We start from the raw sequence: 26,111 nt of genomic DNA, 5'->3' as shown, positions 1-26,111 counted from the left end.
AAAAATGAAATTATATTAAAAGTCTTTTTTTATTCTTTAAGCATTTGAAATAAAATAATGAGCAAACTATATATAAGAATGTTGCTTGCTATTTTTAGTATATGATAATTAATATAAGAAGGAGATAAAATGAGATGGAAAAATATTTTTATAAAAGTCCTGAGGATACTTTAAAAAATTTTAATGTAACTTTAAAAGGTCTTACCGAAGAACAAGTAAAAAATCAATTAGATAAATATGGGGATAATACCTTGACAGAAAAAAAGAAAAAGAGTATTACTTCTATATTTTTAGATCAATTTAAGGATTTATTAGTTATTATTCTAATAGCTGCTGCAATTATATCTATAGCAACTGGAAATATTGAAAGTACTATTGTTATTTTAGTTGTTATAACTGTAAATGCAATCTTAGGTACAGTTCAATATGTCAAAGCTGAGCAATCATTAAGCAGTTTAAAGGCGCTATCTTCTCCTACTGCTAAAGTTATTAGAAATTCTAATAAAATAGAAATTCCATCCAAAGACGTAGTACCAGGTGATATCTTAATGTTAGAAGCCGGAGACTTAATAGTTGCAGATGGAAGAATAATTGAAAGTTTTTCATTACAAGTTAATGAAAGCTCTTTAACAGGTGAATCAGAAAGTGTAGATAAAATTTCCGAAAAAATAGATAAACCTGAAGTAGCTTTAGGTGATCAAAAAAATATGGTTTTTTCAAGTTCCCTTGTAACTTATGGAAGAAGTACAGTGCTTGTAACAAGTACTGGTATGAATACTGAATTAGGCAAAATAGCCACTTTAATGGAGGAAACTGAAGAAAAGCAAACACCTCTTCAAGTATCTTTAGATGATTTTTCAAAAAAATTAGCTATTGGAGTAATTATTATTTGTGGAATTGTATTTGCTTTAAATGTTTATAGAAACAATACTATATTAGATTCATTAATGTTTGCTGTTGCTCTTGCAGTTGCAGCTATCCCAGAAGCTCTTAGTTCAATAGTTACCATAGTTCTTTCTATAGGAACTCAAAAAATGTCTAAAGAGCATGCTATTATTAAAAATCTTAGGGCTGTTGAAGGTTTAGGTTGTGTATCTGTAATTTGTTCAGATAAAACAGGTACCTTAACCCAAAATAAAATGACTGTTAAAAGTATCTTTGTAGATGATAAATTAATAACTTCTAAAGAAATTAATTTAAATGATCCACTTTCCAAATTTTTAATAAATAGTTCTATACTTTGTAATGATTCTACATCTATTGATGGTAAAGAACTTGGTGATCCTACTGAGGTAGCCTTGATTAATTTAGGTCATAATTTTAATATAAATGAAGTTGATTATAGAAAAGAACATCCTAGATTAAGTGAAATTCCTTTTGATTCAGATAGAAAATTAATGAGTACACTTCATAATATAAATGATGAGTATTTAATGATTACAAAAGGTGCTATTGACGTATTATTAAAAAGAACAGCATTAATAAAAACATCTAATGGCATAAGAAAAATTACTGAAAAAGATATAGATGATATAAATAAGATTAATCATGAATTATCTTCTAATGGATTAAGAGTACTATCATTCGGATATAAAAAATTAGATAATAATAAAGAATTATCTTTAGATGATGAAAAAGATTTTATATTTGTTGGATTAATTTCCATGATAGATCCACCTAGAGAGGAATCAAAAGCTGCTGTACGTGATTGTATTAAAGCTTCAATTAAACCAGTAATGATTACAGGAGACCATAAAATTACAGCTTCTGCTATTGCTAAAGAAATAGGAATACTACAAAAAAACGATGTATCTGTTAATGGTATTGAATTAGATAAAATGTCTGATAAAGAGTTATTAGATAAATTAGAACACATTTCTGTTTATGCTAGAGTATCTCCAGAACACAAAATTAGAATAGTTAAAGCATGGCAAAGTAAAAACAAAATAGTTTCTATGACTGGTGATGGTGTAAATGATGCTCCTGCTTTAAAACAAGCTGATATTGGTATTGCAATGGGTATAACAGGTACAGAAGTTTCAAAAGATGCTGCTTCTATGATATTAACTGACGACAACTTTGCAACTATAGTTAAATCAATAAGTAATGGTAGAAATATTTATGCTAATATAAAAAATTCAATTAGATTTTTACTCTCTGGAAATACCTCTGGAATATTAGCTGTATTATATGCCTCTTTAAGAGCTTTACCAGTGCCTTTTGCTGCTGTACATTTATTATTTATAAATTTACTTACTGATAGTTTACCTGCTATTGCAATAGGTATGGAAAAATCAACAAAAGATGTTTTAAATGAAAAGCCTAGAAACAGTAAAGAATCAATCTTAAACAAAAACTTCATTAAGAGTATATTATTTGACGGACTACTAATTGCAGTTGCTACTGTTACTTCTTATCATATTGGATTATCAAATGGTCCAGTTGGAACTGCTAGTACTATGGCATTTGCTACATTATGTTTAGCTAGATTATTCCATGGTTTTAATTGTAGAGGACGAAAATCTATATTTAAATTAGGTTTATTTGAAAATAAGTTTAGTTGGATAGCTTTCGGAATTGGATTAATATTATTAAATTTAGTTCTATTAGTTCCACCATTACAATCATTATTTGAAGTTGTTCCATTAAGCAAAACAAATTTAGGATATATATACTTATTTGCTTTCCTTCCAACAATAATAATTCAAATATATAAAATGATTAAATATGATTCTGAAAAAGATAGTGATATTAATATTAAAAACAAAGATGGTAATATTAAAGAAAAAAAACAAGTGGCTTAAATTAAGTATATTTTCATATGCTTACAAATATTTTGTACTTTATATTTGTATTTATTATTCAACATATAAAATAGTATTGTAATAAGAATAAGAGTTAATTGGTAAAGTATCTTCCTTTAACTCTTATTTTTTATATAGTATACTAAATTTAAGTATTATTAATAAATTAAAATTATGGAGGATACATGAAAAATTTAATTGAAAAAGCAATTACTACGCATGAATTAAGTAAAGATGAAATATTAAAACTATTATCATGTGATGATATAAATGATGATTTATTTCATGCTGCTGATAGTGTAAGAGAAAAATATTTAGGCAATATTGTACATTTAAGAGGTCTTATAGAATTTACTAACATATGCAAGAGAAATTGCTTATATTGTGGATTAAGAAGAGATAATAAAAATATAAAAAGATATAGACTAAGCAAAGATGAGATTATTGATTTTGCAAAAAAAGCTGTATCTTATGGATATAAAACAATAGTTCTTCAAGGTGGTGAAGATGATTTTTTCACAAAAGAGAGAATGGTAGAAATAATAAAAGAAATTAAAAAATTAGATGTTGCTCTAACTTTAAGTTTAGGTGAAAAAACATACGATGAATACAAAGCTTTTAAAGAAGCTGGGGCTGATAGATATCTAATCCGTATTGAAACTACTGATAAAAAACTTTATGAAGAAATGGATCCTTTAATGAATTTTCAAGCTAGATTAAAATGTTTAAAAGATTTAGGTGATTTAGATTATGAAGTTGGTACAGGTGTATTAGTAGGACTACCAAATCAAACATTAGATTCTTTAGCAAATGATATTTTATTTTTCAAAAAAATAAATGCTGACATGATTGGCATTGGTCCTTTTATTCCAAATGAAGATACTCCGCTAAAAGATGCAGAAGGTGGAAATCTTATTTTAGCTTTAAAAGTAATGTCTATAACTAGATTATTACTTCCTGACATAAACATCCCTGCTACTACAGCAATGGAATCATTACATAAAAATGGTCGTATTATAGCACTTCAAAGTGGTGCTAATGTAGTTATGCCAAATGTAACTGAAGGTGAATATAGAAAACTTTATGCACTATATCCAGGTAAAATTTGTACAGGAGATACTCCTTCTCATTGTAGAGGATGTATAACTGGAAAAGTAGCTTCAATTAATAGACAAGTCTCTGATGGATATGGATTTAGAGGAAATAAAAATTCAAATTCTTACAAAAGTAAGTAATCTAAATTTTTTATAAAATAAGCTGTGATAAAATTAATTATAATTAATTTTATCACAGCTTACAATTTATTACTTTATAATATATACTTTACGGCTGTTTTTCAATGATTTATGTATTCTTTAATATATAACTTTTTAATTTTTACTTAATTGATCATAAAAATTTCAAATAAAATAATTTTATTTTTATATAAATTCACATTAAGTATCTAATATGCTTTTAAATCCTTGGCCTAATACTTCTGTTGTTTCATTTACAGTTATAAATGCGTTAGAATCATTTTTTATCATAAATTGTCTTAACTTAATAAATTGCGCTCTACTTAATATAGTTAAAATAACACAATTTTGTTTTTTAGTATATCCACCTTTACCATAAAAAACTGTACATCCTCTTCCAACATCATTAATTATATAATTTGCTACAAGTTCTTCATTTTCTGTAAAAATCATAACTTGTTTTGATAAATTAAATCCATCTATAAATTTATCTATCAAAGTACCTATTAAATATACACTTAATAATCCAAACAAGCCTAATTCTATTCCAAATGTATAAATTGCTAATAATATTACTATAGAATCTGATAATAATAATGCCTTTCCAAAATCAATATGAAAATATTTACTTAATATCTTAGCTATGATACTAGTACCTCCTGTAGTAGCATTTTGAGTATACATAATTGCTGTTCCCATTGCTACTAATACACTTCCAAATATAGATACTAAAACTAAATTATTAGTTACTACTATAGGGCTATAAATTTTTTCAACTGCTGACAATAGAAATGATAAACCAAATGCTGCATATATACTCTTTATTCCAAAATTACCACCAATAAATATAAAAGCTGCAACAAATAATATTATATTACATACAATCATTACTATCCCCGGCTCAACTCCCAAAACTTCATTCAAAACCAATGCTAATCCCGAAACTCCTCCTGATGCTATATTATTTGAGAAAAAAAATACCTCAAGTCCTGTAGCAACTATAATAATTCCTATAGTTATTATTATATATTCTTTTAATAACTTCTTCATTTAAACCTCCATTAGATCTTATATATAAAGTAAATATTATCATGTATACAATCCAAATTAAACCCTAATTATACATAAAATTTCCTTTAAATAAACTTATAGGAATTTTAAATTCTGGAATACCATAAACGTAAGGAGCTATCTCATATAACTGATAATATATAATAATATTATTTTTATCTAAATAAAAATTTTGTTCATTATTTATACCTTTAAATTCTTTTCCTAAATCAAAATAATCTTCTGGATGGCTTTCTATTTGCTTTTTTATTTCTTTATTTATTATACTTAAATAATCATACCCTGACTTAAATAAATCATTTAACTTTATAAATTCCTCTTTGTTTTTATCTATAGTATATGAAGTTCTTATAGTCATTCCATGTGCTCCTCCTAAGAACTCATAATAATCATTATAAAAGCTTAAAATTTCATCATCATCTCTTTCAATAACATATTTAGATATTATTTCATATGGAAATGTAGGTTTAATATTTATATCTTTAAAGTATTCTTCTGAAATTTTTTCTGCTTCACTAACTCTATTAATAATGTCGGATTTTATTTTAGAATTTATATTATTAATTTTTTTTCTATCTTTTCCACCTTGAATTTGCAAAATTCTAATATCTTCTTTTAAATAATCTAAATTTTTATTTATAGACTTTTCCACAATTTTTAGATTATTGTCGTTTTTTATTCTATTATTTATAAACATAAATTGTGGATAACTTTGAGATAATATTATAGGGATTAAAAATATTGATAAAACATTTGAAACTAAGTGCATTATACTATCTTCTTCTCCTTTCCTATAGAAACACTATAAAAAAATATTAACAAAATACACAGCAATTTTTTTTTACAAAATTATTTTTATAACAGGTTATCCACAGCCCATTGTGGATAATGTTGATAAGTTGTAAAATTTTTCTTTTTTTAATTTTTTATTACAAAGAAAATATTATGTTAAAATATCCTTATTATGCTTATATTATATAAAGAGTACTTAAAATAACTAGGAGGATAAATAATTGAAAAATTTAAATACGTTTCTTAATAAAAAAAATATAATTATACTTGCTTGTGTTTTAATTTGTGCAATTGGTGTATATTTTATGTATAACCCTTTATATTTAAAAAATACTGTTGATGAACCTTTAAATAATTCTAACACTACTAAAAAGGTTGAAAATTCTAATACTCAAACTACCAAATTAGATGATAAGACTGATAATAAAACTTTAGATGTTGAAAATGAAAATAAAATTAAAGAAAAACCTAACTTAAAACTAACTAATGAAAATATAGGTGTTCCTGTTTTATATTATCATTCAGTTAAAAATTCTGAGGGCAGTGAGATTATAATATCCCCTCAAAAACTTAGAAATCAACTTAGATATATAAAGGATTCAGGATATTCAACGCTAACACTTAATGAATTAGAAGATCATCTTTTAAATAACATTCCTATTCCTGAAAAAAGTATAGTAATTACATTTGATGATGGATATATGGATAACTATACTAATGTTTTTCCTATACTAAAAGATTTAGAAATTAAAGCTACTATTTTTTGCATAACTTTTCAATTAGATGGAGGATATTATCTTTCTGAAGATGCCATAAAAAAGATGTCTGATTACGGAATAGATATTCAAAGTCACACTGCTGGTCACCCTGACCTTGCTACTATGACATACGAAGAACAATTAAAAGAATTTATAGAATCCAAAGATACCTTAGAGGCAATTACAGAAAAACCTGTCACTAGTATTGCTTATCCTTATGGACATTACAATAATAATACTATAAAAGCAGCTAAAGATGCTGGTTTTAAACTAGGATTCACTACTCATTTAGGTCTTTCCGATAGAAATGATAATCCTTTGCTTCTTGATAGAATTTATATAAGTTCTAATTACGATATGGATACATTTAAAAAATTATTAAATAATACAAAAAAATAATAATAAAAAAATCTGATAAAATAGTTTTTATCAGATTTTTTTATTTGAATGTACCTTATTCATATAAATTAGGAGTTAATTTATGTTCATTTCCTCCATTATTTATCAATACAGAAATTTGTTTTTTATGTTCATTTTTATTTTTTTCATTTATTTCAGTTATAAATTTACTAGTTTCTTTTAAAGTACCATACTTTAAAGTTTCTCCATTTACAGTTATCAATATTTCATTATCAGACGGTATCATTTTATTACTAAATGCATATTCTAAAACCTCTTTTATAGCTATATCAATATTCTCATGCAATATATCAGTTGAAATTACCAACTTCTTTCCTTTTTCAGTTCCTGAATATGAATAAATGACTTTACTTAAAAAATTGCATTCTAATTTTATAGGTGATGTTGTTCTTACTATTACTGTGCTCTTAGGTATACAATACTGAGAATAAAAAGATGCTCCAATTATAATCATTATAAATATTAAAATACAAAAATGTATCTTAAAATTTCTAAATGATTTCTTCTCTTGTCCACTAATTTCTTGACCAATTTTAGTGTTTTTATCAGTCTTTATATTAATTATTTCTCCACTTGATGTTAAAATGTATGCACTATTTCTTAAACTTTTTATAACTATTCCTCTAAAAAATTGAGTTTTAGTTTTATTTTTATTATTTAAATTTACTACATTAATTGATCTTTCTTCTATTTTCAAATAATCTTGTATAAGTTTATAATTTTCATTTGAAAAAATAATATAATAAAATATAATATATTCTTTCCATTTCCTTAAAAATTCTTCACTTACATCAAGTTCTTTGCAAATACTCCTTATATGTAAATCCTTTTTTCTCTCAACAGAATCCATTAAATTGCTATTTTCAAGAATATAATATGATATATTTAAGATCATATTACGTTGTTTTTCTTTAGGAGGATAATTGATTAAATCCTTAAGCAAAATATTATATAAAGATAATTCTTTTAAAAATAATTCTATTTGTTTATTTCTATTTACATCTGTCTTTTCACCTATCAACAAAATATTAGGTGTTGATGAAAAAACATATTTAATTTTTAGCTTGTTCATCTTAGTTTCCTCCAAATTTAATATTAGGAATATGAAAATAAATAACAAGTCAAAAATACGATGGATATTTTGTGAAATACAATGACCTGAGTTCTGCTAATAGTTGTACTATTAGTAGATTCCAAGGAAGATATATTTCGCAAAATAAACTAACCTACTGACTAGTTATTTATTTGAATGTACCTTATAATATTTATTTAATTAATATTATAAATATCAAAACTAACTAATGTTTCATATGATATTATTATATCATAGAAATTTATTTTACTGCTATTAACATTCAACTCCATCTTAAAACAATTTATATTTAATCTTCAATAGAATAATCTAAGATTAATTAAATAATACTTAAAAAAATTTTAATTTTAAATCAATATATTTATGGAGATTAATATGAAAAAAAAAGTTATCTATGTAGATTTTATTAAAAAACGTAAAATAAGTTTCCTTACTTTTATTTTAAATCGTCTTATCTATTATATAAATGTCAAACTCTCTTCAAAACATCTAGACAATAATTATTCGATTACTACTAATGCTAAAATTGATTACTACAAATTTAAATGATAAAATTGTACTATAATTATTAAAATCTAATTTATCTTGAAAGGAATTTTATTACATGAGAGTAGGACTTGGATATGATGTTCATAAGTTAGTTGAAAATAGAAAATTAATTTTAGGTGGAGTTGAAATTCCTTATGAAAAAGGATTATTAGGACATTCTGATGCTGATGTTTTATTACACGCAATAATGGATTCCATATTAGGTGCTTGTGCATTAGGAGACATTGGTCGTCATTTTCCTGATAACGATAATAAATTTAAAGGAATATCTAGTATAAAACTTTTAGAAGAAGTAAATAAATTAATACAGGCAAAAGGATATATTATAAATAATATTGATTCTATAATTATTGCTCAAAAGCCAAAACTTGCTCCTTATATAGAAAACATGAGAAAAAATATATCTGATGCTCTCAATATTAATATTGATCAAATTAATGTAAAAGCAACTACAGAAGAAGGACTTGGTTTTACAGGAAATATGCTTGGTATATCATCTCAAAGTATAGCATCTATTATTAAAAAATAGTATTTTAGGGTTACTATAAATCATTTTACAATTTTTAGTAACCCCTTTTTTAATTAATCTACAAAATTCACTTATAAATATATTAATATTTTTATAAAATATTATCTTATTTTAAAATACTTCAGTTAATCTTTTTAATAATACATTTCTAAATTTTTCTCCATTATCTTTATCTTTAACTACATCTTCACAAATATCTTTCCACTTTTCTAATGGCACTCCTATCTTTTTTTCTAATTCTTTTTCTGTATTTGTAATTAAACCAGATGATATTACAAAATCTCCTAATTCTCTGGCATTTCTAAATATTTTTAAATATAAAAATTGCTTGTTATCTCCACGCCATCTTCCATTAAATTCCTTAACAAATTTTTTTACCTCTAAATCTAATTTACTAATAGGACTATTCCATAAATTATTCAATTTATCATAATCATGCTTCATTTTAATAGCTATATCTTTATTAATTTTTTTAAGTTTTTCTGCCTCTTTAATAATAATTTGAACAGGTAAAGATGGAATTTTAGTTACTAATTTCTGATTCCCATGTATCCATTTATAAAAAGCTTCTTGTAAAAATGAATGTTGAATATATCCAAGTAAAGCTTTAGGATTAGGCATATACCCCCAAATGCTACTTACTCCTATATTTTTATTAAAAATAAGTGTATGAAAATAAATGCTCCTCTCAGTTGGAAGTTCTTCCATAAACATATGTCCTCTAATAGTCTTATTTTTACTAGTAATCTCGTCCCAATATCTAAATGAATTATACTTCTCTTTCAACCCAATCACCATTCTTTCATTTATTTTATTTATTATTTAATACTTATCTCTATATTATATTATATAGTATATAATACTGTTTAAGCAATTTATTTATACTATAATTTTTTCATATTTTTATTAATATTTAAAATAAAAAAAATTTTAACATTAATATTATTGTTATTTTTTCCCAATAATATTCCCTTAATATTTATATAGCCTTAGTGATTAGATTAAATTAAAAAGCATATTTCCAAACTTCAGTTTGAAAATATGCTTTTTCATTAATATAATAATTTATAAAATTGGGGATTGGTAAATCTTTTAATTTTGTTTAATTAATCTATTTTATTTAATCAGTTTATCTTATTTAATTAGCTTTTTTAGCAGCTATATTATGAGAATTCCATGTGAATGATAAGAAGAATATTGCAATAACACATGAAGCCATTAATAACATAAATCCACCGTTCCAACTGAATTTATCAACAACAGCACCCATTACAACTTCTGCTGCAACTTGTCCACCCATGTATCCAAATAATCCAGTGAAACCAGCAGCTGTTCCTGCTGCTTTTTTAGGTACAAGGTCTAAAGCACTAACACCTATTAACATAACTGGTCCATATATTAAAGCACCAATTGATGCTAAGGCACAGTTAATTGCTATTGGGCTTGTACTCTTCCAATAAACAAATGTTGCAATTGCAACACCAATCATACAAATAATTCCGATTGGAGCACGTCTTCCATGGAATACATGGTCACTAATCCATCCAACTATAATAGTTCCTGGAATAGCAGCATATTCAAATAAAGCAAATGCTACTGAAGAATCTTTAGGATTAAAGTTTCTTACTTCTTGTAAGTATGTTGGAACCCAATTAATAACACCATATCTAACCAAGTAAACGAATACGTTAGCTAGAGCAATACACCATAATAATTTATTATTAAGTACATATTTAAATAATATTTCTTTTGCAGTAAGTTCTGCTTCTGCATCCTCTACTTGTTCTGAAACTTCTGGATAATCATCCATATATTCTTCAATTGGTGGTAAACCAACAGATTGAGGAGTATCTCTTGCAAAAATCATATAAACGATACCACCAACTATAGCAATAAGTGCTGGTAAATAGAATGAACCTTTCCAACTTCCAAATATAGATACACCAAGTAATACGATTGTAGCTATAAATCCACCACCTATATTATGTGCAGTATTCCATATTGACATCTTAACTCCACGTTCACTATCTGAGAACCAGTGAGTCATTATTCTACCACATGGAGGCCAACCCATACCTTGGAACCAACCATTAAGTAACATTAATACAAACATCATACCTATATTAGTTGCATTAGGTAAGAATAAATTTGTTACACCTGATAAAATAAGTCCTATTGCTAAGAAAAATCTTGGATTAGATCTATCAGATTTATTACCCATTACAAATTTACTTACACCATAAGCTAACCCTAAAGCTGAGGCAACAAAACCAACTTCAGTTTTTGTAAACCCTTGATCTATAAGATATACTTTAGCTAATGAGAAATTACTTCTTACAAAGTAATAAATAAGGTATCCAACATAGATACTTATAAATACTTGTATTCGATATCTCTTGTAGCTTGATGGTATTTTTTCTGCTGGCATTCTCTCAATATGAGGTGCCGGTTTTAAAAAGTTAAACATAAAAATCCCTCCACAAAATTAATCTCTTAGTTTGTAAAACTAATTTTTTGTTTTTATACTATAAATAATTCCTATAATAAATTAAAAGAAATATTTAAAATACGCCTAATTATTAATTAAATACTCCAAAGTTGCTGTTTAGTTGTAGATACACATGTCGCACCAGATTTTAGAGCTAAAATAATTTCTTGTTTATTTTCAATTAATCCACCTGTAATTATTGGTTTTAATGTATTTTTAGACATATCTTCTATAACCTTAGGTAAAATTCCAGGTAATATTTCAATTGCATCAGCTCCTGATATTAGATGCTTCTTAGAATTTGTAAATGATAGCGTATCAAATATAAAAAGTCTTTGAATTGCTAATAATCCATAATTCTTAGCAATCTTAAGAATATGTGGTTTAGTACTTATAATTCCTTTAAAACTAGTATTTTTCTTTAAATAGCTAAGTACTATTTCTTTTGTTGAAACAAACCCATCAACTAAATCTAAATGAATTATTCCCACTTTACCCTTTTCTTCTATTAAGTTACTTATTTTTTTTATATTCATTATGCTACCAAATAACACAAATATAATCTGTACTGAAGATTTTAAAGCTAATTCTAACTCTTCCTCATTTTTTACAGATGCTATAATAGGGTTATGTTCTAATAACTCTAATGTACTCAATAAATTTCCCCCTCTGTAAAACGTTTACTATGATTATATAATAGCAAGTAATCGTTTCAAAACTTGTTCTTAATTGTTTCAAAAATGTAACACTTTAAACTTTTTTTAAATATTATTTATTATAGGGAAGATTATTTAATTGGATTTTATTTGAATAATTTTTATTTAATTCACTTTTATCAAAAATGAGTAAATTGATATTTTAACTTAATTATTCTATAATTATATATAGAAGCATTTAAGGAGGAAAGTAGTTGTATTTGTGTGAAATATGTAAAAAACAGGCTGACATTCATCATATTGTTCACAGAAGTGAAGGTGGATTGGATATAAAGTTAAATTATAAATATTTATGTCCATATCATCATAGAGGTAAGCTAGGACCTCATCATTGTGAAGAAACTGATATTTTGTACAAGTTAGAACTTCAAAACAATCTATTTTATCTTTTAAAAAATGACTATTACAAATTTAAAAAATTAATGACAATTCTCGAAGTATCTAGAAATCAACTAAAAAGAATAGTAAAAGACTTAAAACTATACAAAGAAGGATATAAGAAATTAGATATAATAGTTAAGATTATGGGTGGAAAATTATATTCTGAAGAAATGATTGAAAATCTAAATTTAGATAAATTAATCGACAATATAGATAAAGAACATTAATTTTATAACAAATATTTTTTATTTTATTGACATAAAAAAATGCAATGATTATAATAAAAAATATTAACATGATAATAAAAATAATACGTTGATGAGGACAGTAAACTAAAACCTTATTTTCAGAGAGAGAATATGTTGGTGGAATTATTCTTAAATAAATTTAGTTGAAAACCACCTCTGAGTGACTTTAATACAGTCCGTTTATTACCACGTTACGGTAATTTAAAGTGATCTAATCTCCTACTTAGTTATATATTATAGTTATATTTAGTTTAAGTAAGTAATTAGATAATTAGAGTGGAACCACGGATATTTCTTCGTCTCTATATTTTTAGAGACGGAGTTTTTTTATTTTAATTTTGAAAGGAGTTTTTTTAATGATAAAAATAACTTTAAAAGATGGATCAATTAAAGAATTTGAAGCTGGAATATCTATATATGAAATAGCAAAATCAATTAGTGAAGGTTTAGCTAGAAACGCATATTGTGGTATTGTTAATGGTAAAGTATATGATCTTAGAGACAAAATTACTCAAGATATAAACTTAAGTATTTGCACTTTTGATTCTCAAGAAGGTAAAGATGCTGTAAGACATAGTATTTCTCATGTGCTAGCTTGTGCTGTTAAGAAATTATTCCCCAATACTAAATTAGCTATAGGACCATCTATTGCAAATGGTTTTTACTATGATTTTGATAAAGATGTTGCATTCTCAGCTCAAGATTTAGAAAAAATTGAAGCAGAGATGAAAAAAATAATAAAAGCAAATCCTTCAATTGAAAGATTTGAACTTCCAAGAAATGAAGCTTTAGAGTTAATGAAAGATGAACCATATAAAGTTGAATTAATAAATGACTTAAGTGATGATGAAGTAATATCATTCTATAAGATTGGAGATTTCACTGACTTATGTGCAGGACCTCATGTTATGTCATTAAAATCAATTAAAGCAATAAAACTTACTAGAAGTGCTGGCGCTTACTGGAAAGGTGACGAAAAAAATAAAATGCTTACTAGAATATATGGTACTGCTTTCTTAAAAAAATCTGATCTTGATGCATACCTAGAAGCATTAGAAGAAGCTAAAAAAAGAGATCATAATAAATTAGGTAGAGAACTTAAATTATTTACTACTGATGAAAATGTAGGTCAAGGTCTTCCTTTATTAATGCCAAAAGGAGCTAAAATTGTTCAACTTCTTCAAAGATGGGTTGAAGATGAAGAAGAAAAAAGAGGTTATGTATTAACTAAAACTCCATTTATGGCTAAAAGCGACCTTTATAAAATTTCTGGTCACTGGGATCATTACAAAGATGGTATGTTTGTATTAGGTGATGAAGAAAAGGATGATGAAGTTTTTGCATTAAGACCAATGACTTGTCCATTCCAATATACTATATATAATGCTGAACAACATAGTTATAGAGATCTTCCTATAAGATATGGTGAAACTTCTACTCTATTTAGAAATGAATCTTCTGGAGAAATGCATGGACTTATAAGAGTTAGACAATTTACTCTAGCTGATGGTCATTTAATTGTAACTCCAGAGCAATTAGAAGAAGAATTTAAAGGTGTAGTTGAATTAATCCAATATATAATGAAAACATTAGGTATAGATGAAGATATAAGCTATAGATTCTCTAAATGGGATCCAAATAATACTGAAAAATATATAAATGATCCTGAAGCTTGGAACAAGACTCAAGATACAATGAGAACTATATTAGATCATTTAAAAATTAATTATGTTGAGGCTGATGATGAAGCTGCATTCTATGGTCCAAAGCTTGATTTACAATTTAGAAATGTTCATGGAAAAGAAGACACATTATTCACAGTTCAAATAGATTTTGCTTTAGCTGAAAGATTTGATATGAATTATGTTGATAAAGATGGAGAAAAGAAACGTCCATATATAATTCATAGATCATCAATTGGTTGTTATGAAAGAACTTTAGCAATGCTTATAGAAAAATATGCTGGTGCATTCCCTACTTGGCTTTCTCCAGTTCAAGTGAAAGTATTGCCAATATCAGATAAATATAATGATTACGCTGAATCAGTTGTTAAATCATTAAGAAATAAAGGTGTTAGAATTGAAGCTGACTACAGAGCTGAAAAAATTGGTTACAAAATCAGAGAAGCTAGACTTGAAAGAACTCCTTATATCTTAGTAGTTGGAGAAAAAGAAGCTAATAATAATGAAGTTTCTGTAAGAAGTAGAAAGAATGATGATGAAGGTGCTATGAAACTAGATGCCTTTACTGAAAGACTATTAAATGAAATAGCTACAAAAGAAAGATAATTTCTTTTGATTTACTAAAAATACGATATATGCATAAGTAAACAGCACCAAGTAATTAGACTTAAGAAAACTAAAATCAGTATAGCCCCATTTTAGCTTGTTGCAATTTTAAATTGCAATAAGCAGTAAATGTGACAATACTCATTAAGAATTCTAAAAGCCAAATTACAATCCATATTCATCTATTGCATATATCGTATTTTATTTAAATCATAAAATATATATCATTTTCTTCATATTTTTACTTACACATATATAAATATCTTCTTAAAGAAAATCATTATTAACTTCATCTAATGCTTGTTTGATATCTTATAATGATTTCTTTAGTGTTTGTAATAACACAATCTACACTTATATCATGCTTATCCATTGGTATATAATCTATTACTTGAAAATCGTATGCTAATGCAATTTTAAATATGTCTTTTTTACATTTATTTAAATATCTATCATAAAATCCCCCTCCATATCCCATTCTGCCACCATTTATATCAAAAGCAACTCCTGGTATAATGACTAAATCAATATTATTTAACTCAGTTGATAACTCACTTTCTTTAGGCTGTAAAATCCCATATCTATCTTCTATAAGATTTTCTAAAGATGTTATTTTAACAGCTTCCATTAATTTAGTCTTATAATTTGTCCTAGGTACATATATATTTTTTCCATCTTTTAATGCTTTTATTATTAAAGTTTTAGTATCAATTTCAGAATCGTAAGAGATATACACAAAAATATTTCTACATTGTGAATAAAATTTACTTTCAAAAAATTTCTTGTGGATTATATTATCAAAATTTTTCTTTTCTGTAGAATTTATTTCTTTTCTTAAATTTAATATTTTTTTTCTTAATTCCTTTTTTTCTTCTAAAATATTCATATTTATTTTGCCCCCTATAAATTATAGTAAATTGCTATCATATATTAATACGATATTTTATTATGAATAAGTATATCTAAAATTTAATTTTTAGACAACTTAATATCTATTCATTTATACTCTAACTAATTTTTATAATAATATTTTTTCTAAAATCATATTTAATAAATACTATTTTAATTGTATAATCTATTTAATATAAAATAATAAAGGTGGGGCAACATATGAGTAAATTAAAAGAAATATTAGACTTTAATAAAAATTTTGTGGAAAATAAAAGATTTGAAGAATTTATTACAACAAAAACACCCAAAAAGAAAATGGTTATATTATCATGCATGGATACTAGATTAACAGAATTATTACCTAAAGCTATGAACATAAAAAATGGAGATGCAAAAATAATAAAAAATGCTGGTGCAATGATAGTGCATCCATTTGGAAGTGTGATGAGAAGTATATTAGTTTCAATATATGAATTTGAAGCTGAAGATGTTTTTGTAGTAGGACACTATGGTTGTGGTATGAGCAATATAGACCCTAAAAAAATAGTAAATAAAATGATTAATAGAGGAATAAACGCTGAAACTGTTTCTATTTTAAATAATTCTGGAATAAACATTGAGTCATGGCTTCATGGATTTGAGTCTGTAGAACATTCTATAGAAAAAAGTGTAAAAATGATAAAAAATCATCCCTTGATGCCTAAAGATATAAGAGTTCATGGATTAATCATTAGCCCAGATACAGGTAAAATAGATGTACTTATAGATGATGATAAATAATATTTATGATAAATCTTCAATTCCAGCGCGACACCTGGTATAAAAATGCTTGAATTTATGATTTGAGAATGTAGAAAAATTTATGTAAATTAAGATAATGTAAAAGAATTTGTGTAAATTAAATATTTTAATATATTGTATAACTGGAAATTATGTTTCCAGTTATATTTTTAATATTTTTACAAATACCAAAATACTGAAATAAGTATTATATTTAGAAATTATTTAATGCAAATATGTGGTTTTTTAAAAATAATCTCTTTTTCTATATCATAACTTTCTTTATCAATTGTTACTTTATATATTTCGGGACATCCTTCTTCTCTCCACTTTTTCATATAATTAGGAGTAGCTTGTGTTTCATTATAATAATTTTGATCATAAATATCAGAAAATTCTAGATAACAAAATAAGCTATCTTTATCTAATAAAACTTCTTTTTTATTTATATTTTTTACTATTGGAATAAAAAATCTTAATGGTATTTGATACTCAAATTCTCCTTTAAGTTTTTTACCTTCTATAATAGCTCTCTTAAAAAATATTTTCTTTTCTTCACCATCTGTAAATTTTGCTTTAAAAATTATTTTATTTCTTCTATTTTTCTCTAATTTTATTATAATCACCTAATCACCATCTATCTCTAATATATTTTAAAATCCTAATGCATAATTTTATTTTATCATTCATAGTACATACTGTCTAAAATAAAAAGTGTTTTAGATAATTTTATTATTATCTAAAACACTTATCTAACTATTATTTAATCTAATATATTTTAATATAAATTTACTTTTAAAATCTTAGATTATTCCACAGTAACTGATTTAGCTAAGTTTCTTGGCTTATCTATATCGCAACCTTTAGATTTTGCTACATAATATGATAATAATTGAAGTGCAGCAACACTTAATACTGGTGCAAACATATCCTTAGTTCTTGGAATATAAATAACCTCATCTAAAACTTCTTCTAATCCCTTAGTTCCTTGATAACAAACTCCTATAACTTTTGCTCCTCTTGCTCTAATTTCAACAATATTACTTACCATTTTCTCTTTTAAAGCTTCTTGAGTTAATAAAGCAACTACATTTGTTCCATCTTCAATTAATGCTATAGGACCATGTTTTAATTCTCCACCTGCATATGCTTCAGCATGAATATATGATATTTCCTTAAGCTTAAGTGATCCTTCTAATGCAACTGCATAATCAAGACCTCTACCTAAATAAAATACATCTTTTTCTTCATACATTTTTTCAGCTATTGCTTTTATCTTATCTCTATCTTCTAAAACTAGTTCTACCTTTTCTGGTAAATCTAATAACTCTTCTTTTAATTTTTCTAATCTATCACTCTTTAATTTTCCTAATATTTTAGCAAATGTCATAGCCATCATATACATTCCAATTATTTGAGTTGTATAAGCTTTAGTAGATGCAACTGAAATTTCTGGTCCTGCTAATGTATATAATACATGATCAGCTTCTCTTGATACTGAACTTCCAACTACATTAGTTAGCGCTATTATAGTAGCTCCAATATTTTTGCTGTTTCTTAAAGCTGCTAAGGTATCTGCTGTTTCTCCAGATTGACTTATAACAACAACTAAAGATTTTTCTGTTACTAGTGGATTTCTGTATCTAAACTCAGATGCTATATCAACTTCTACTGGAATTTTTGCAAGTGATTCAATCATATTTTTACCTACAAGTCCAGCATGATATGCAGTACCACAAGCTACTATAAATACTCTATCTGTATTTTCTAAATCTTCTTTAGTGATTTTTAAATCATCTAAAAGCATGCTCTTTTCCATTGAAATTCTGCCTGCCATAGTATCTCTTATAGCTCTTGGTTGTTCATGAATTTCTTTTAACATGAAATCTTCAAATCCACCTTTTTCAGCAGCATCTTCACTCCATGTAACATGATAAACATCTTTCTTTATTTCTTTTCCATCTTCAGCATAAAGTTTAACACCATCATTTGAAAGAACAGCTATTTCATGATCTTCTAAAAGATATACATCTCTAGTGTAACTTAATACAGCTGGAATATCTGATGCGATGAATGATTCATCTTTTCCTAAACCTACAATTAAAGGACATTCTTTTCTTACTGCTATTAATTTATCTGGTTCATCTTTACAAACAACACCTAAAGCATAACTCCCTTCAAGTCTCTTAAGTGTTTTTATAACTGCTTCAAATAAATCTCCTTCATAATAGTAATCTATTAAGTTAGGAATTACTTCTGTATCTGTTTCAGATTTAAAAGTATAACCTTCGCCTTTAAGCCACGTTCTTAATGTTAGATAATTCTCAATTATTCCATTTTGAACTACAGCAATTGTTTCCTTACTATTTAAATGTGGATGTGAATTAACATCTGATGGTGCTCCATGAGTTGCCCATCTTGTATGTCCTATCCCCATATTACCTTCTACAGGATTTCCCTTTATATTATCTGCTAAATTAGCTAATCTTCCTTTAAACTTTCTTACTTCTATATCTCCATTATTAACAACAGCTACTCCAGCTGAGTCATAACCTCTATACTCTAATTTTGATAATCCATTAATTAAAAATGAAGTAGCTTTTCCACTTCCTAAATATCCAACTATTCCGCACATATTAATCTTCCTTTCTTAATTCATAATAAAAAATTATAACCTCTTTTAGATTTTTAATCAGAAACTTAAAAATAGGCATAATAGTACTCTTAAATACAAAATCTAAATTAAGAAGGTTTTAACACCTAACTGGATTTGTACTATAAATTACTTTATAGTTTTGCCAGTTGCTAACGGTAGTGCAAATACCGTGGGGCACCCGCCGAAGTTTCGATACTCCCCAACCTCGTCAACTTAAGTGATGATCTAAATTTTTGATTTAATAAGTAGAACTTAACAAAAATTCTATTGCCACTTAAGTCCTGGCGCTTTAATTGATTTTAATCCCTAAATTCTCCCTTCTATCAGTTAATTTCATGCCTATGGATTTATTTTATCATATAATTTTAGTTTGTCTATAATATAATATATATCTTTATGTATAAAATTCTACAAATTTAATATTTTTATATATAAAAAATTTACAATGTAACTGTAAATATGTAATTTTTTAAACATCTAAATTTTCGAATACATATCAAGAAAATATAACTTGAGTTATCCTCATATTCTTTAGAAATATTAATTCATAAATAATAAAAAATCGCTAAGCCACTTTGAAGCGTGGATTTTCTAGCCATGCACCCTTTCCAAACGTAGTGCAGAAATAATGGTACGGCATATGATTATTTTTTTATTCTTTAAGTGTACTCATAATATCTTTAAAAAATAAAAACACCTATATTGTTATTATATAAAATATAGGTGTTTTTATTTATATTAAATTTTTCCTATGTTTAATTTTTTTACTAATATTTAATATGAATTATTCTAAATAAAAAATTCTAATTTATCAAAGCTCCAGTACTACCTAATTTATATTTACCTATAGTAGTATTATAGGCCATTTGTCCATTAGAATAACAATAGTACCATGTTCCATTATCTAATATCCACCCTACTTTCATATCACCATTCCTATCAAAGTAATACCAGTTTCCATCATTTTTAAGCCATCCTATAGCATCTTTACCACAATATCTAAAATAATGCCAAACACCATCTTTAATATACCACTTTCCACCATTATAATAAGTATATATATCTTTTTCATTATCATTATTATAATCTACATAAGTCTTATGACTATTATAATAATTAGAATATGAAACTGGGTATTTAGATCTATCCCAACTGAATCCTTCTGATATTAAAAATTGATCACTTACAAGTAAATATTTATCTCTAATAACATTATCATTATTAGTTATATCTAAATGATACCAATTACCTTTAATATTTACCATATTCCAAGCATGTGCTGTTCCATTTATTGTTCCACTAATAATTCTAGAATCTATACCTAATATCTTAAACATTTTATATGCAGTCATAGCATAACCTTGACATATAGTTTTTTTAGTTGTTAATGCAGAATATACATTATCAGATTTTAAATTATAATCATATTTATATATTTTAACCAAATAATTATTTATAGTTATAATCTTATCTACTTTACTCATATTGGGATCTATTAAATTATTCACTATTCTTTTTAATTCACTATCAATAAAATTTTCTTGTGATTTTGTTGTTCTATATTTTATATTAAATTTATTTATAGCTCCACTAATTTTTATGTTATATGATGCTACTGATCTTTCTAAATAATCTTCATTATTTATTGCACTATCTAGTATAGACTGAATATTTTCTCCACCATAATTAAGAGTAAAATCTGTTTTCCAATCCTCTAAATTATTATAAATTTCATTCTTTAATTTATTAGAATCATAAAATGTTTCTGAAGCATAAACATTTACATATGTAGAAGTAATTAAAGTTATTCCTATTATTATTGATTTTAATGTATTTCTTAATACCTTCATTCTGCTCCCCCTAACTATATAATTTTATTACTAAAATGTATAATAATTTATTAGTAATTATACTATATATTTATATTTAATAAAAATAATCTTTAAAATACAGTATTTTATAAATTACAAAGAATAAAAAAGCCATGCTTCACCAAAGCATGGCTTTTTTACTACATTCCAGAAGAAATAGTCCACGGTTTATCTATTTTTTCTTTTAAATCATTGTAGCTATTAATTAAAGATTCATAAGTAACCTTTAATTGTTCATTAGCTAAAAGTTGTTTATAATAATCTTGTTTCGTAGCTAGTCCAATATCGTATTGTAACTTAGTTATCTTAGTTTTATTATTTAATACTTCAAGCTGTGACTTCATTGAAGATATATTACCTTCTAATGTAACAAGCTTTGTATAAGTTGTAAGCAATGTTTGCTTCATAGTTCTCTTACCATCATTAACTGAGTCTACAGCTGTATTAGCTTTATACTCACTTTCTATATCTTTTAATGAATTAGCCATCCAATTTCTATAATCTAATTTCCATTGTTCTAAATCAGTTTTAAAATTATATTTAAAATTTCCATCTTCATCTTTTTCCTTATATTTTTCATCACTTGAATTTGGTGAAACTGGTTTAGATCCTGCTGTACTTGTGTAATTATCTTCAACCCATTCAGCTAACTTTTTATTATATCTAAAGTAAGTATCTATTCTATCATCAAGATAAAACTCTAAAGATTCATCCAGCCTTAATGGTTTAAATTTAACATCATTATCTAATATATAATCTTCAACATCTATATCTGTTATTATAGAAAAAACTTTTTTACTATTCTCTAGTTCTTCTTCTTTTGACTTTTTTTCAGCCTTAAGTTTGTCTATTTCTGCTTTAGCATTTTGAATTTGAATAGTACTAACTAAACCTATTTTCTTTTTCAATTCCATAGTTTCATAGTCTTTAGTTTTTATTTTTATATCTATGTTTATATTCTTTAATTCTTTTTTAAGTAATATTATTGAATTATATTTATTAGTTACATCTACAGATATTTGATCTTCTAAAAACTTTCTCTTTTGCTCATTTTCACTCATTTGTATATCATTATATCCATCATCATCCTTATCAACATCCTGATAAAAATCATCTTTATCTTCAAGCATATCCTGTTTTTGTTCATTTAACACTATTTGATAACTATTATCTACTGCTGAATCTATAGCTTTTTCTAAACTTAATACTGACTTAGATGTATTAGCACTTACTGGCATTTGAACTAATGATATTGATGTTATTAAACCTGCAACAGTCAATGATACTAATCTTTTTAAGCTTTTATTCATTACATCCCATCCTTCCTAATATCGTATTATTTATTTTCATCGTCATTATTCAGTATTTCTTCAGTGTTTTTTTCTATTTGTTTTATATCAATATCATAATTTGTTTCATTATTAGTATCTGTTTTTTCTTTATTTCTAAAAGGCGATTTTTTTACTTTTTTAATTATTTTATCTTTCAACTTATTAAATCCATTTAAAAATTTATTTCCTATTTTATCAAATATCATATATATTGTAGGAATCAATATAAGTGTTACTAAAGTAGATACTGAAAGTCCACCTATTATTACTACTGCTAAAGGTTGCATTGTCTCTCCACCACTACCTAAAGCTAAAGCTGTTGGTATCATTCCTACAACTGTTGTCATTGTAGTCATAAGAACTGGTCTAAGTCTTGTTGCTGATCCAGTAGAAACTATATCTATTAAATTATCATTTGGTTTAGCTTTTCTAAGTTGTTCAATATAATCTATTAAAACTATACCATTATTAACAACTATACCTATAAGTAGTATAGATCCGAGCATTCCTACAACATTAAGGTTTGCTCTTGTTATTACTAATGCAGCAATAACTCCAACAAATGCAAATGGAATACAGAACATTATAATAAATGGTTTACTAAATGATTCAAACTGTGCAACCATTACCATATAAACAAGTATTATGGCTATAACCATAGCAAAAATTAATCCACTCATTGATTCATTCATCATTTCTGTTGATCCACCAAAAGAAACATTATAATCTCTTGGCATATCTAATTCATTAATAGCATTCATAGCTTGTTTTGACGCCGTACCTGTATCTAAATCATCTACTGTTGCTGAAATAGTTATAGTATAATCTCCATCACTTTTAGAAACAGACTTTAAACCATCTTCCATTGTTATTTCAGCAAATGCAGCTATTGGAATTTGCTGACCTGTTTGAGATGTTACTTTAATTTGCTTTATATCATCTATGCTATCAATACTTGATTCTTTATATTTTAAATTAACATTAACTTTATAATCATCTATTGTTGCTGTTGTTACTGAATCTCCATTTATTGCTGTACGTAACAAACTTGCTATTCCAGAAGTATTTATCCCATATTGCTCAGCTTTGTCTTTGTCTATTTTAAACTGAGCTTCTTTAGTTGTATCAGAAAGAGATGTATCTACATTTCTAAAACCTTTTAAAGAATTTAATTTTTCCTTAGCTTGTTTTGCTATTTCTTCTAATACATCAATATTAGGTCCCTTTAACTCAAGCGAAACACCATCAGAGCCACCTTCCATACTACTGCTTGCACTAACTTTTATTTCACAATCAGGAACAGTTGACATTCTTTCAACTACTTCTTTTTCTACGTCTTTAGTTGATTTTTTTCTTTCACTTTTTGGTATTAATTCTATTGCTATATTCGCTGTATTATTCCCATTTCTAGATGATGGAGCTAATGTTGTCATAGTAGTTTTTATTTCATGAATATCAGAAATCTTATTTTCTGCCATTGATACATAATAATCATTAGCATTTAATTCAAGTCCTTCTGGTAATGTTATTGATATATTTAGCTTTCCTTCATCTGTTGATGCCATGAAATCCACACCTACAAGTGTAGAAGCAAATATAGATGCAACAAATAATAATATGCTTATAAATACCACTATTTTTTTATGATTTAAAGCAACATTTAATATACTTTTATATTTTTTACTAAGCTTATTAAAAATAGGTGATGGTTTTTCTACTATTTTTTTAGAATTTTCACCTTTACTTAACTTTGCAAAAATACTAGGAACAAGAGTTACTGCTACTATTAACGATAATGTTAATGCATATATAAGGGTTTTAGCTAAAGCACCAAACATTATTTTTGTAAATCCTTCAGTAAATAATATAGGTAAAAATATAGCTACTGTAGTTAATGTTGATGCTACAATTGCATTAGTTACAGTTTGAGTTCCTTTTATAGCACAATTATCAATATCTAATATAGTATCTCTTCTATATTGAAATATATTTTCTATAATAACTGTTGCATTATCTACAACCATACCTACCGCTATTACAAGTGAACCTAATGTTACCATATTTAAAGTTTCACCAGTAAAATAAAGTAATGCAATGGCACCTATTATTGATGTAGGTATTGCAATTGCAACAACTAATGATGCTCTAATATTTTTTAAGAAAAGTAATATAACTAAAAATGCTATAACTGCACTTATCCCAAGATTTTGCATTACACTTCTAATTGAATCACTTATATATTCACTTGAGTCATTTACTATTTCTATTTTGTATTCTGGGTTATCTGAATTAAGTTTCTCTACTGTTTTGTAAACATCATTCATAATTTGTACAGTATTTGCATCTTGTTGCTTTTGTATATCTATTACTAAACTATTCTCACCATTATATCTATATATAGATTTTTTCTTAACAAATCCATATTCAACATCACATATCTTGTCTAATCTAACAGTATTTTTACCACTTAATGGTATTTGAATCTGTTTTACATCATCTAAGGAATTTAATTCGTCAACGCCTCTTAATACAATTTTATCTTCTCCTTGAATTATTGAACCATATGGAAAAGTTTTATTAGTAGCTGATAACACATTTTTTATAGTTTGTAAACTTACACCATAATTTGATAAAACAGCAGGATCAGCAGTTATATTTACTTGTGACTTATCTCCACCATTGATTCCTGCTTCTGTAACACCTTCAACTGATTCAATTTTAGGTTGAATAGTATCTTCAGCATATTTCATTAAAGCTTCTGAACTATGTCCACCTGATATAACTAGTTGTGATATTGCTTGAGCATTTATATCCATTTTAAGTACAGTTGATTTTGTAACATCATCTGGTAAAGTAGCTTGAACAGAATCAACCTTTGACCGTATATCATTTAATATTTCATCTAGGTCTGTTCCGTACTCAAATTGTGCTACAACCATAGAAACACTTTCCTGAGACATTGAAATAGTCTTTTTAACATTAGATACTGCGGATAACTTTTCTTCAATTTTTTCACTTATATGTTCATCAATATCTTCCGGCCCTGCTCCTGGCCATTGTGTTGTTACCATTACTACAGGTATTTCTATATCTGGCATCAAGTTTGCTGGCATCTTTAAATAACCTATATAACCAAACATAATAACAACTAAAAATACCATTATTATTGTAAGAGGACGTTTAACTGAAGTTTTGGTTAAATTCATAAGC

The 26,111-nt window shown here is 25.9% G+C and carries 19 protein-coding genes and 1 other annotated feature; of the genes, 7 read left to right on the top strand and 12 right to left on the bottom strand.

The window, feature by feature from the left end; translation table 11 throughout:
• Positions 1–134: 134 nt before the first annotated feature.
• Together BGI42_RS01620 and hydE are read left to right on the top strand one after the other, a co-directional pair.
• Entirely contained in the window at positions 135–2,804 is a 2,670-nt protein-coding gene (locus BGI42_RS01620; RefSeq protein WP_069678665.1) for a cation-translocating P-type ATPase, read from the top strand.
• A gap of 185 nt (positions 2,805–2,989) precedes the next feature.
• A complete protein-coding gene (hydE, locus tag BGI42_RS01615; RefSeq protein WP_069678664.1) occupies positions 2,990–4,039 on the top strand; it encodes a [FeFe] hydrogenase H-cluster radical SAM maturase HydE in 1,050 nt (349 codons plus the stop codon).
• 201 nt (positions 4,040–4,240) lie between these two features.
• Here hydE and BGI42_RS01610 read toward each other — a convergent pair whose 3' ends face one another.
• Positions 4,241–5,089, bottom strand: coding sequence for a YitT family protein (locus tag BGI42_RS01610; protein WP_069678663.1), 849 nt, complete (start codon positions 5,087–5,089; stop codon positions 4,241–4,243).
• A 64-nt stretch (positions 5,090–5,153) separates the two neighbouring features.
• Complete coding sequence (locus tag BGI42_RS01605; RefSeq protein ID WP_069678662.1) at positions 5,154–5,879, bottom strand: DUF3298 and DUF4163 domain-containing protein; 726 nt, start codon at positions 5,877–5,879, stop codon at positions 5,154–5,156.
• A 244-nt stretch (positions 5,880–6,123) separates the two neighbouring features.
• On the opposite strand from BGI42_RS01605, the gene BGI42_RS01600 reads away from it, so the two are divergent.
• The gene (locus tag BGI42_RS01600) at positions 6,124–7,059 is read left to right on the top strand and encodes a polysaccharide deacetylase family protein (RefSeq protein WP_069678661.1); all 936 of its coding nucleotides are present in this window, start codon (positions 6,124–6,126) and stop codon (positions 7,057–7,059) included.
• Between the two features lie 55 nt (positions 7,060–7,114).
• Here BGI42_RS01600 and BGI42_RS01595 read toward each other — a convergent pair whose 3' ends face one another.
• Positions 7,115–8,152 carry an anti-sigma factor domain-containing protein gene (locus BGI42_RS01595; RefSeq protein ID WP_069678660.1) on the bottom strand — a complete coding sequence of 346 codons (1,038 nt, stop codon included), beginning with the start codon at positions 8,150–8,152 and terminating at the stop codon, positions 7,115–7,117.
• Positions 8,153–8,777: 625 nt separating this feature from the next.
• On the opposite strand from BGI42_RS01595, the gene ispF reads away from it, so the two are divergent.
• Complete coding sequence (gene ispF, locus BGI42_RS01590; RefSeq protein ID WP_069678659.1) at positions 8,778–9,251, top strand: 2-C-methyl-D-erythritol 2,4-cyclodiphosphate synthase; 474 nt, start codon at positions 8,778–8,780, stop codon at positions 9,249–9,251.
• A 111-nt stretch (positions 9,252–9,362) separates the two neighbouring features.
• Here the strand turns inward: ispF and BGI42_RS01585 are convergent, their stop codons facing one another.
• From BGI42_RS01585 to BGI42_RS01575, 3 genes are all read right to left on the bottom strand, one after another.
• Complete coding sequence (locus tag BGI42_RS01585; RefSeq protein ID WP_084023823.1) at positions 9,363–9,959, bottom strand: hypothetical protein; 597 nt, start codon at positions 9,957–9,959, stop codon at positions 9,363–9,365.
• 430 nt (positions 9,960–10,389) lie between these two features.
• Positions 10,390–11,718 (bottom strand): glycerol-3-phosphate transporter, encoded by a 1,329-nt coding sequence (gene glpT / locus BGI42_RS01580; RefSeq protein WP_069678657.1) that lies wholly within the window; start codon positions 11,716–11,718, stop codon positions 10,390–10,392.
• A gap of 116 nt (positions 11,719–11,834) precedes the next feature.
• The gene (locus BGI42_RS01575; RefSeq protein ID WP_069678656.1) at positions 11,835–12,395 is read right to left on the bottom strand and encodes a glycerol-3-phosphate responsive antiterminator; all 561 of its coding nucleotides are present in this window, start codon (positions 12,393–12,395) and stop codon (positions 11,835–11,837) included.
• Between the two features lie 254 nt (positions 12,396–12,649).
• Here BGI42_RS01575 and BGI42_RS01570 point away from each other — a divergent pair, with 254 nt between their 5' ends.
• Positions 12,650–13,063, top strand: a complete 414-nt coding sequence (locus BGI42_RS01570) for an HNH endonuclease (protein ID WP_069678655.1) — start codon at positions 12,650–12,652, stop codon at positions 13,061–13,063.
• Positions 13,064–13,142: 79 nt separating this feature from the next.
• Positions 13,143–13,391: a binding site (T-box leader), on the top strand.
• Positions 13,392–13,440: 49 nt separating this feature from the next.
• Positions 13,441–15,372: a threonine--tRNA ligase gene (gene thrS, locus BGI42_RS01565; RefSeq protein ID WP_069678654.1), complete on the top strand. Its 1,932-nt coding sequence runs from the start codon at positions 13,441–13,443 to the stop codon at positions 15,370–15,372.
• A gap of 289 nt (positions 15,373–15,661) precedes the next feature.
• On the opposite strand, the gene BGI42_RS01560 is transcribed toward thrS, so the two are convergent.
• Complete coding sequence (locus BGI42_RS01560; protein ID WP_069678653.1) at positions 15,662–16,258, bottom strand: 5-formyltetrahydrofolate cyclo-ligase; 597 nt, start codon at positions 16,256–16,258, stop codon at positions 15,662–15,664.
• 224 nt (positions 16,259–16,482) lie between these two features.
• Between BGI42_RS01560 and BGI42_RS01555 the strand changes: the two genes are divergently transcribed.
• Positions 16,483–17,043, top strand: coding sequence for a beta-class carbonic anhydrase (locus BGI42_RS01555; protein WP_069678652.1), 561 nt, complete (start codon positions 16,483–16,485; stop codon positions 17,041–17,043).
• 221 nt (positions 17,044–17,264) lie between these two features.
• Here BGI42_RS01555 and BGI42_RS01550 read toward each other — a convergent pair whose 3' ends face one another.
• The 5 genes from BGI42_RS01550 to BGI42_RS01530 all read right to left on the bottom strand — a co-directional run bounded on the left by BGI42_RS01550 (position 17,265) and on the right by BGI42_RS01530 (position 26,107).
• Complete coding sequence (locus BGI42_RS01550) at positions 17,265–17,669, bottom strand: hypothetical protein (RefSeq protein ID WP_069678651.1); 405 nt, start codon at positions 17,667–17,669, stop codon at positions 17,265–17,267.
• A 182-nt stretch (positions 17,670–17,851) separates the two neighbouring features.
• Positions 17,852–19,678, bottom strand: a complete 1,827-nt coding sequence (gene glmS, locus BGI42_RS01545) for a glutamine--fructose-6-phosphate transaminase (isomerizing) (RefSeq protein ID WP_069678650.1) — start codon at positions 19,676–19,678, stop codon at positions 17,852–17,854.
• 824 nt (positions 19,679–20,502) lie between these two features.
• Positions 20,503–21,549, bottom strand: coding sequence for a transglutaminase domain-containing protein (locus BGI42_RS01540; RefSeq protein WP_069678649.1), 1,047 nt, complete (start codon positions 21,547–21,549; stop codon positions 20,503–20,505).
• A 161-nt stretch (positions 21,550–21,710) separates the two neighbouring features.
• Positions 21,711–22,880 (bottom strand): multidrug transporter, encoded by a 1,170-nt coding sequence (locus BGI42_RS01535; RefSeq protein WP_069678648.1) that lies wholly within the window; start codon positions 22,878–22,880, stop codon positions 21,711–21,713.
• 26 nt (positions 22,881–22,906) lie between these two features.
• The gene (locus BGI42_RS01530; RefSeq protein ID WP_069678647.1) at positions 22,907–26,107 is read right to left on the bottom strand and encodes an efflux RND transporter permease subunit; all 3,201 of its coding nucleotides are present in this window, start codon (positions 26,105–26,107) and stop codon (positions 22,907–22,909) included.
• Positions 26,108–26,111: the final 4 nt, after the last annotated feature.

The sequence above is a fragment of the Clostridium taeniosporum genome (assembly GCF_001735765.2).
Lineage (GTDB): Bacteria > Bacillota > Clostridia > Clostridiales > Clostridiaceae > Clostridium > Clostridium taeniosporum.
The sequence above is the reverse complement of the archived record's forward strand: the minus strand, read 5'-3'. Positions and strand labels throughout refer to the sequence as shown.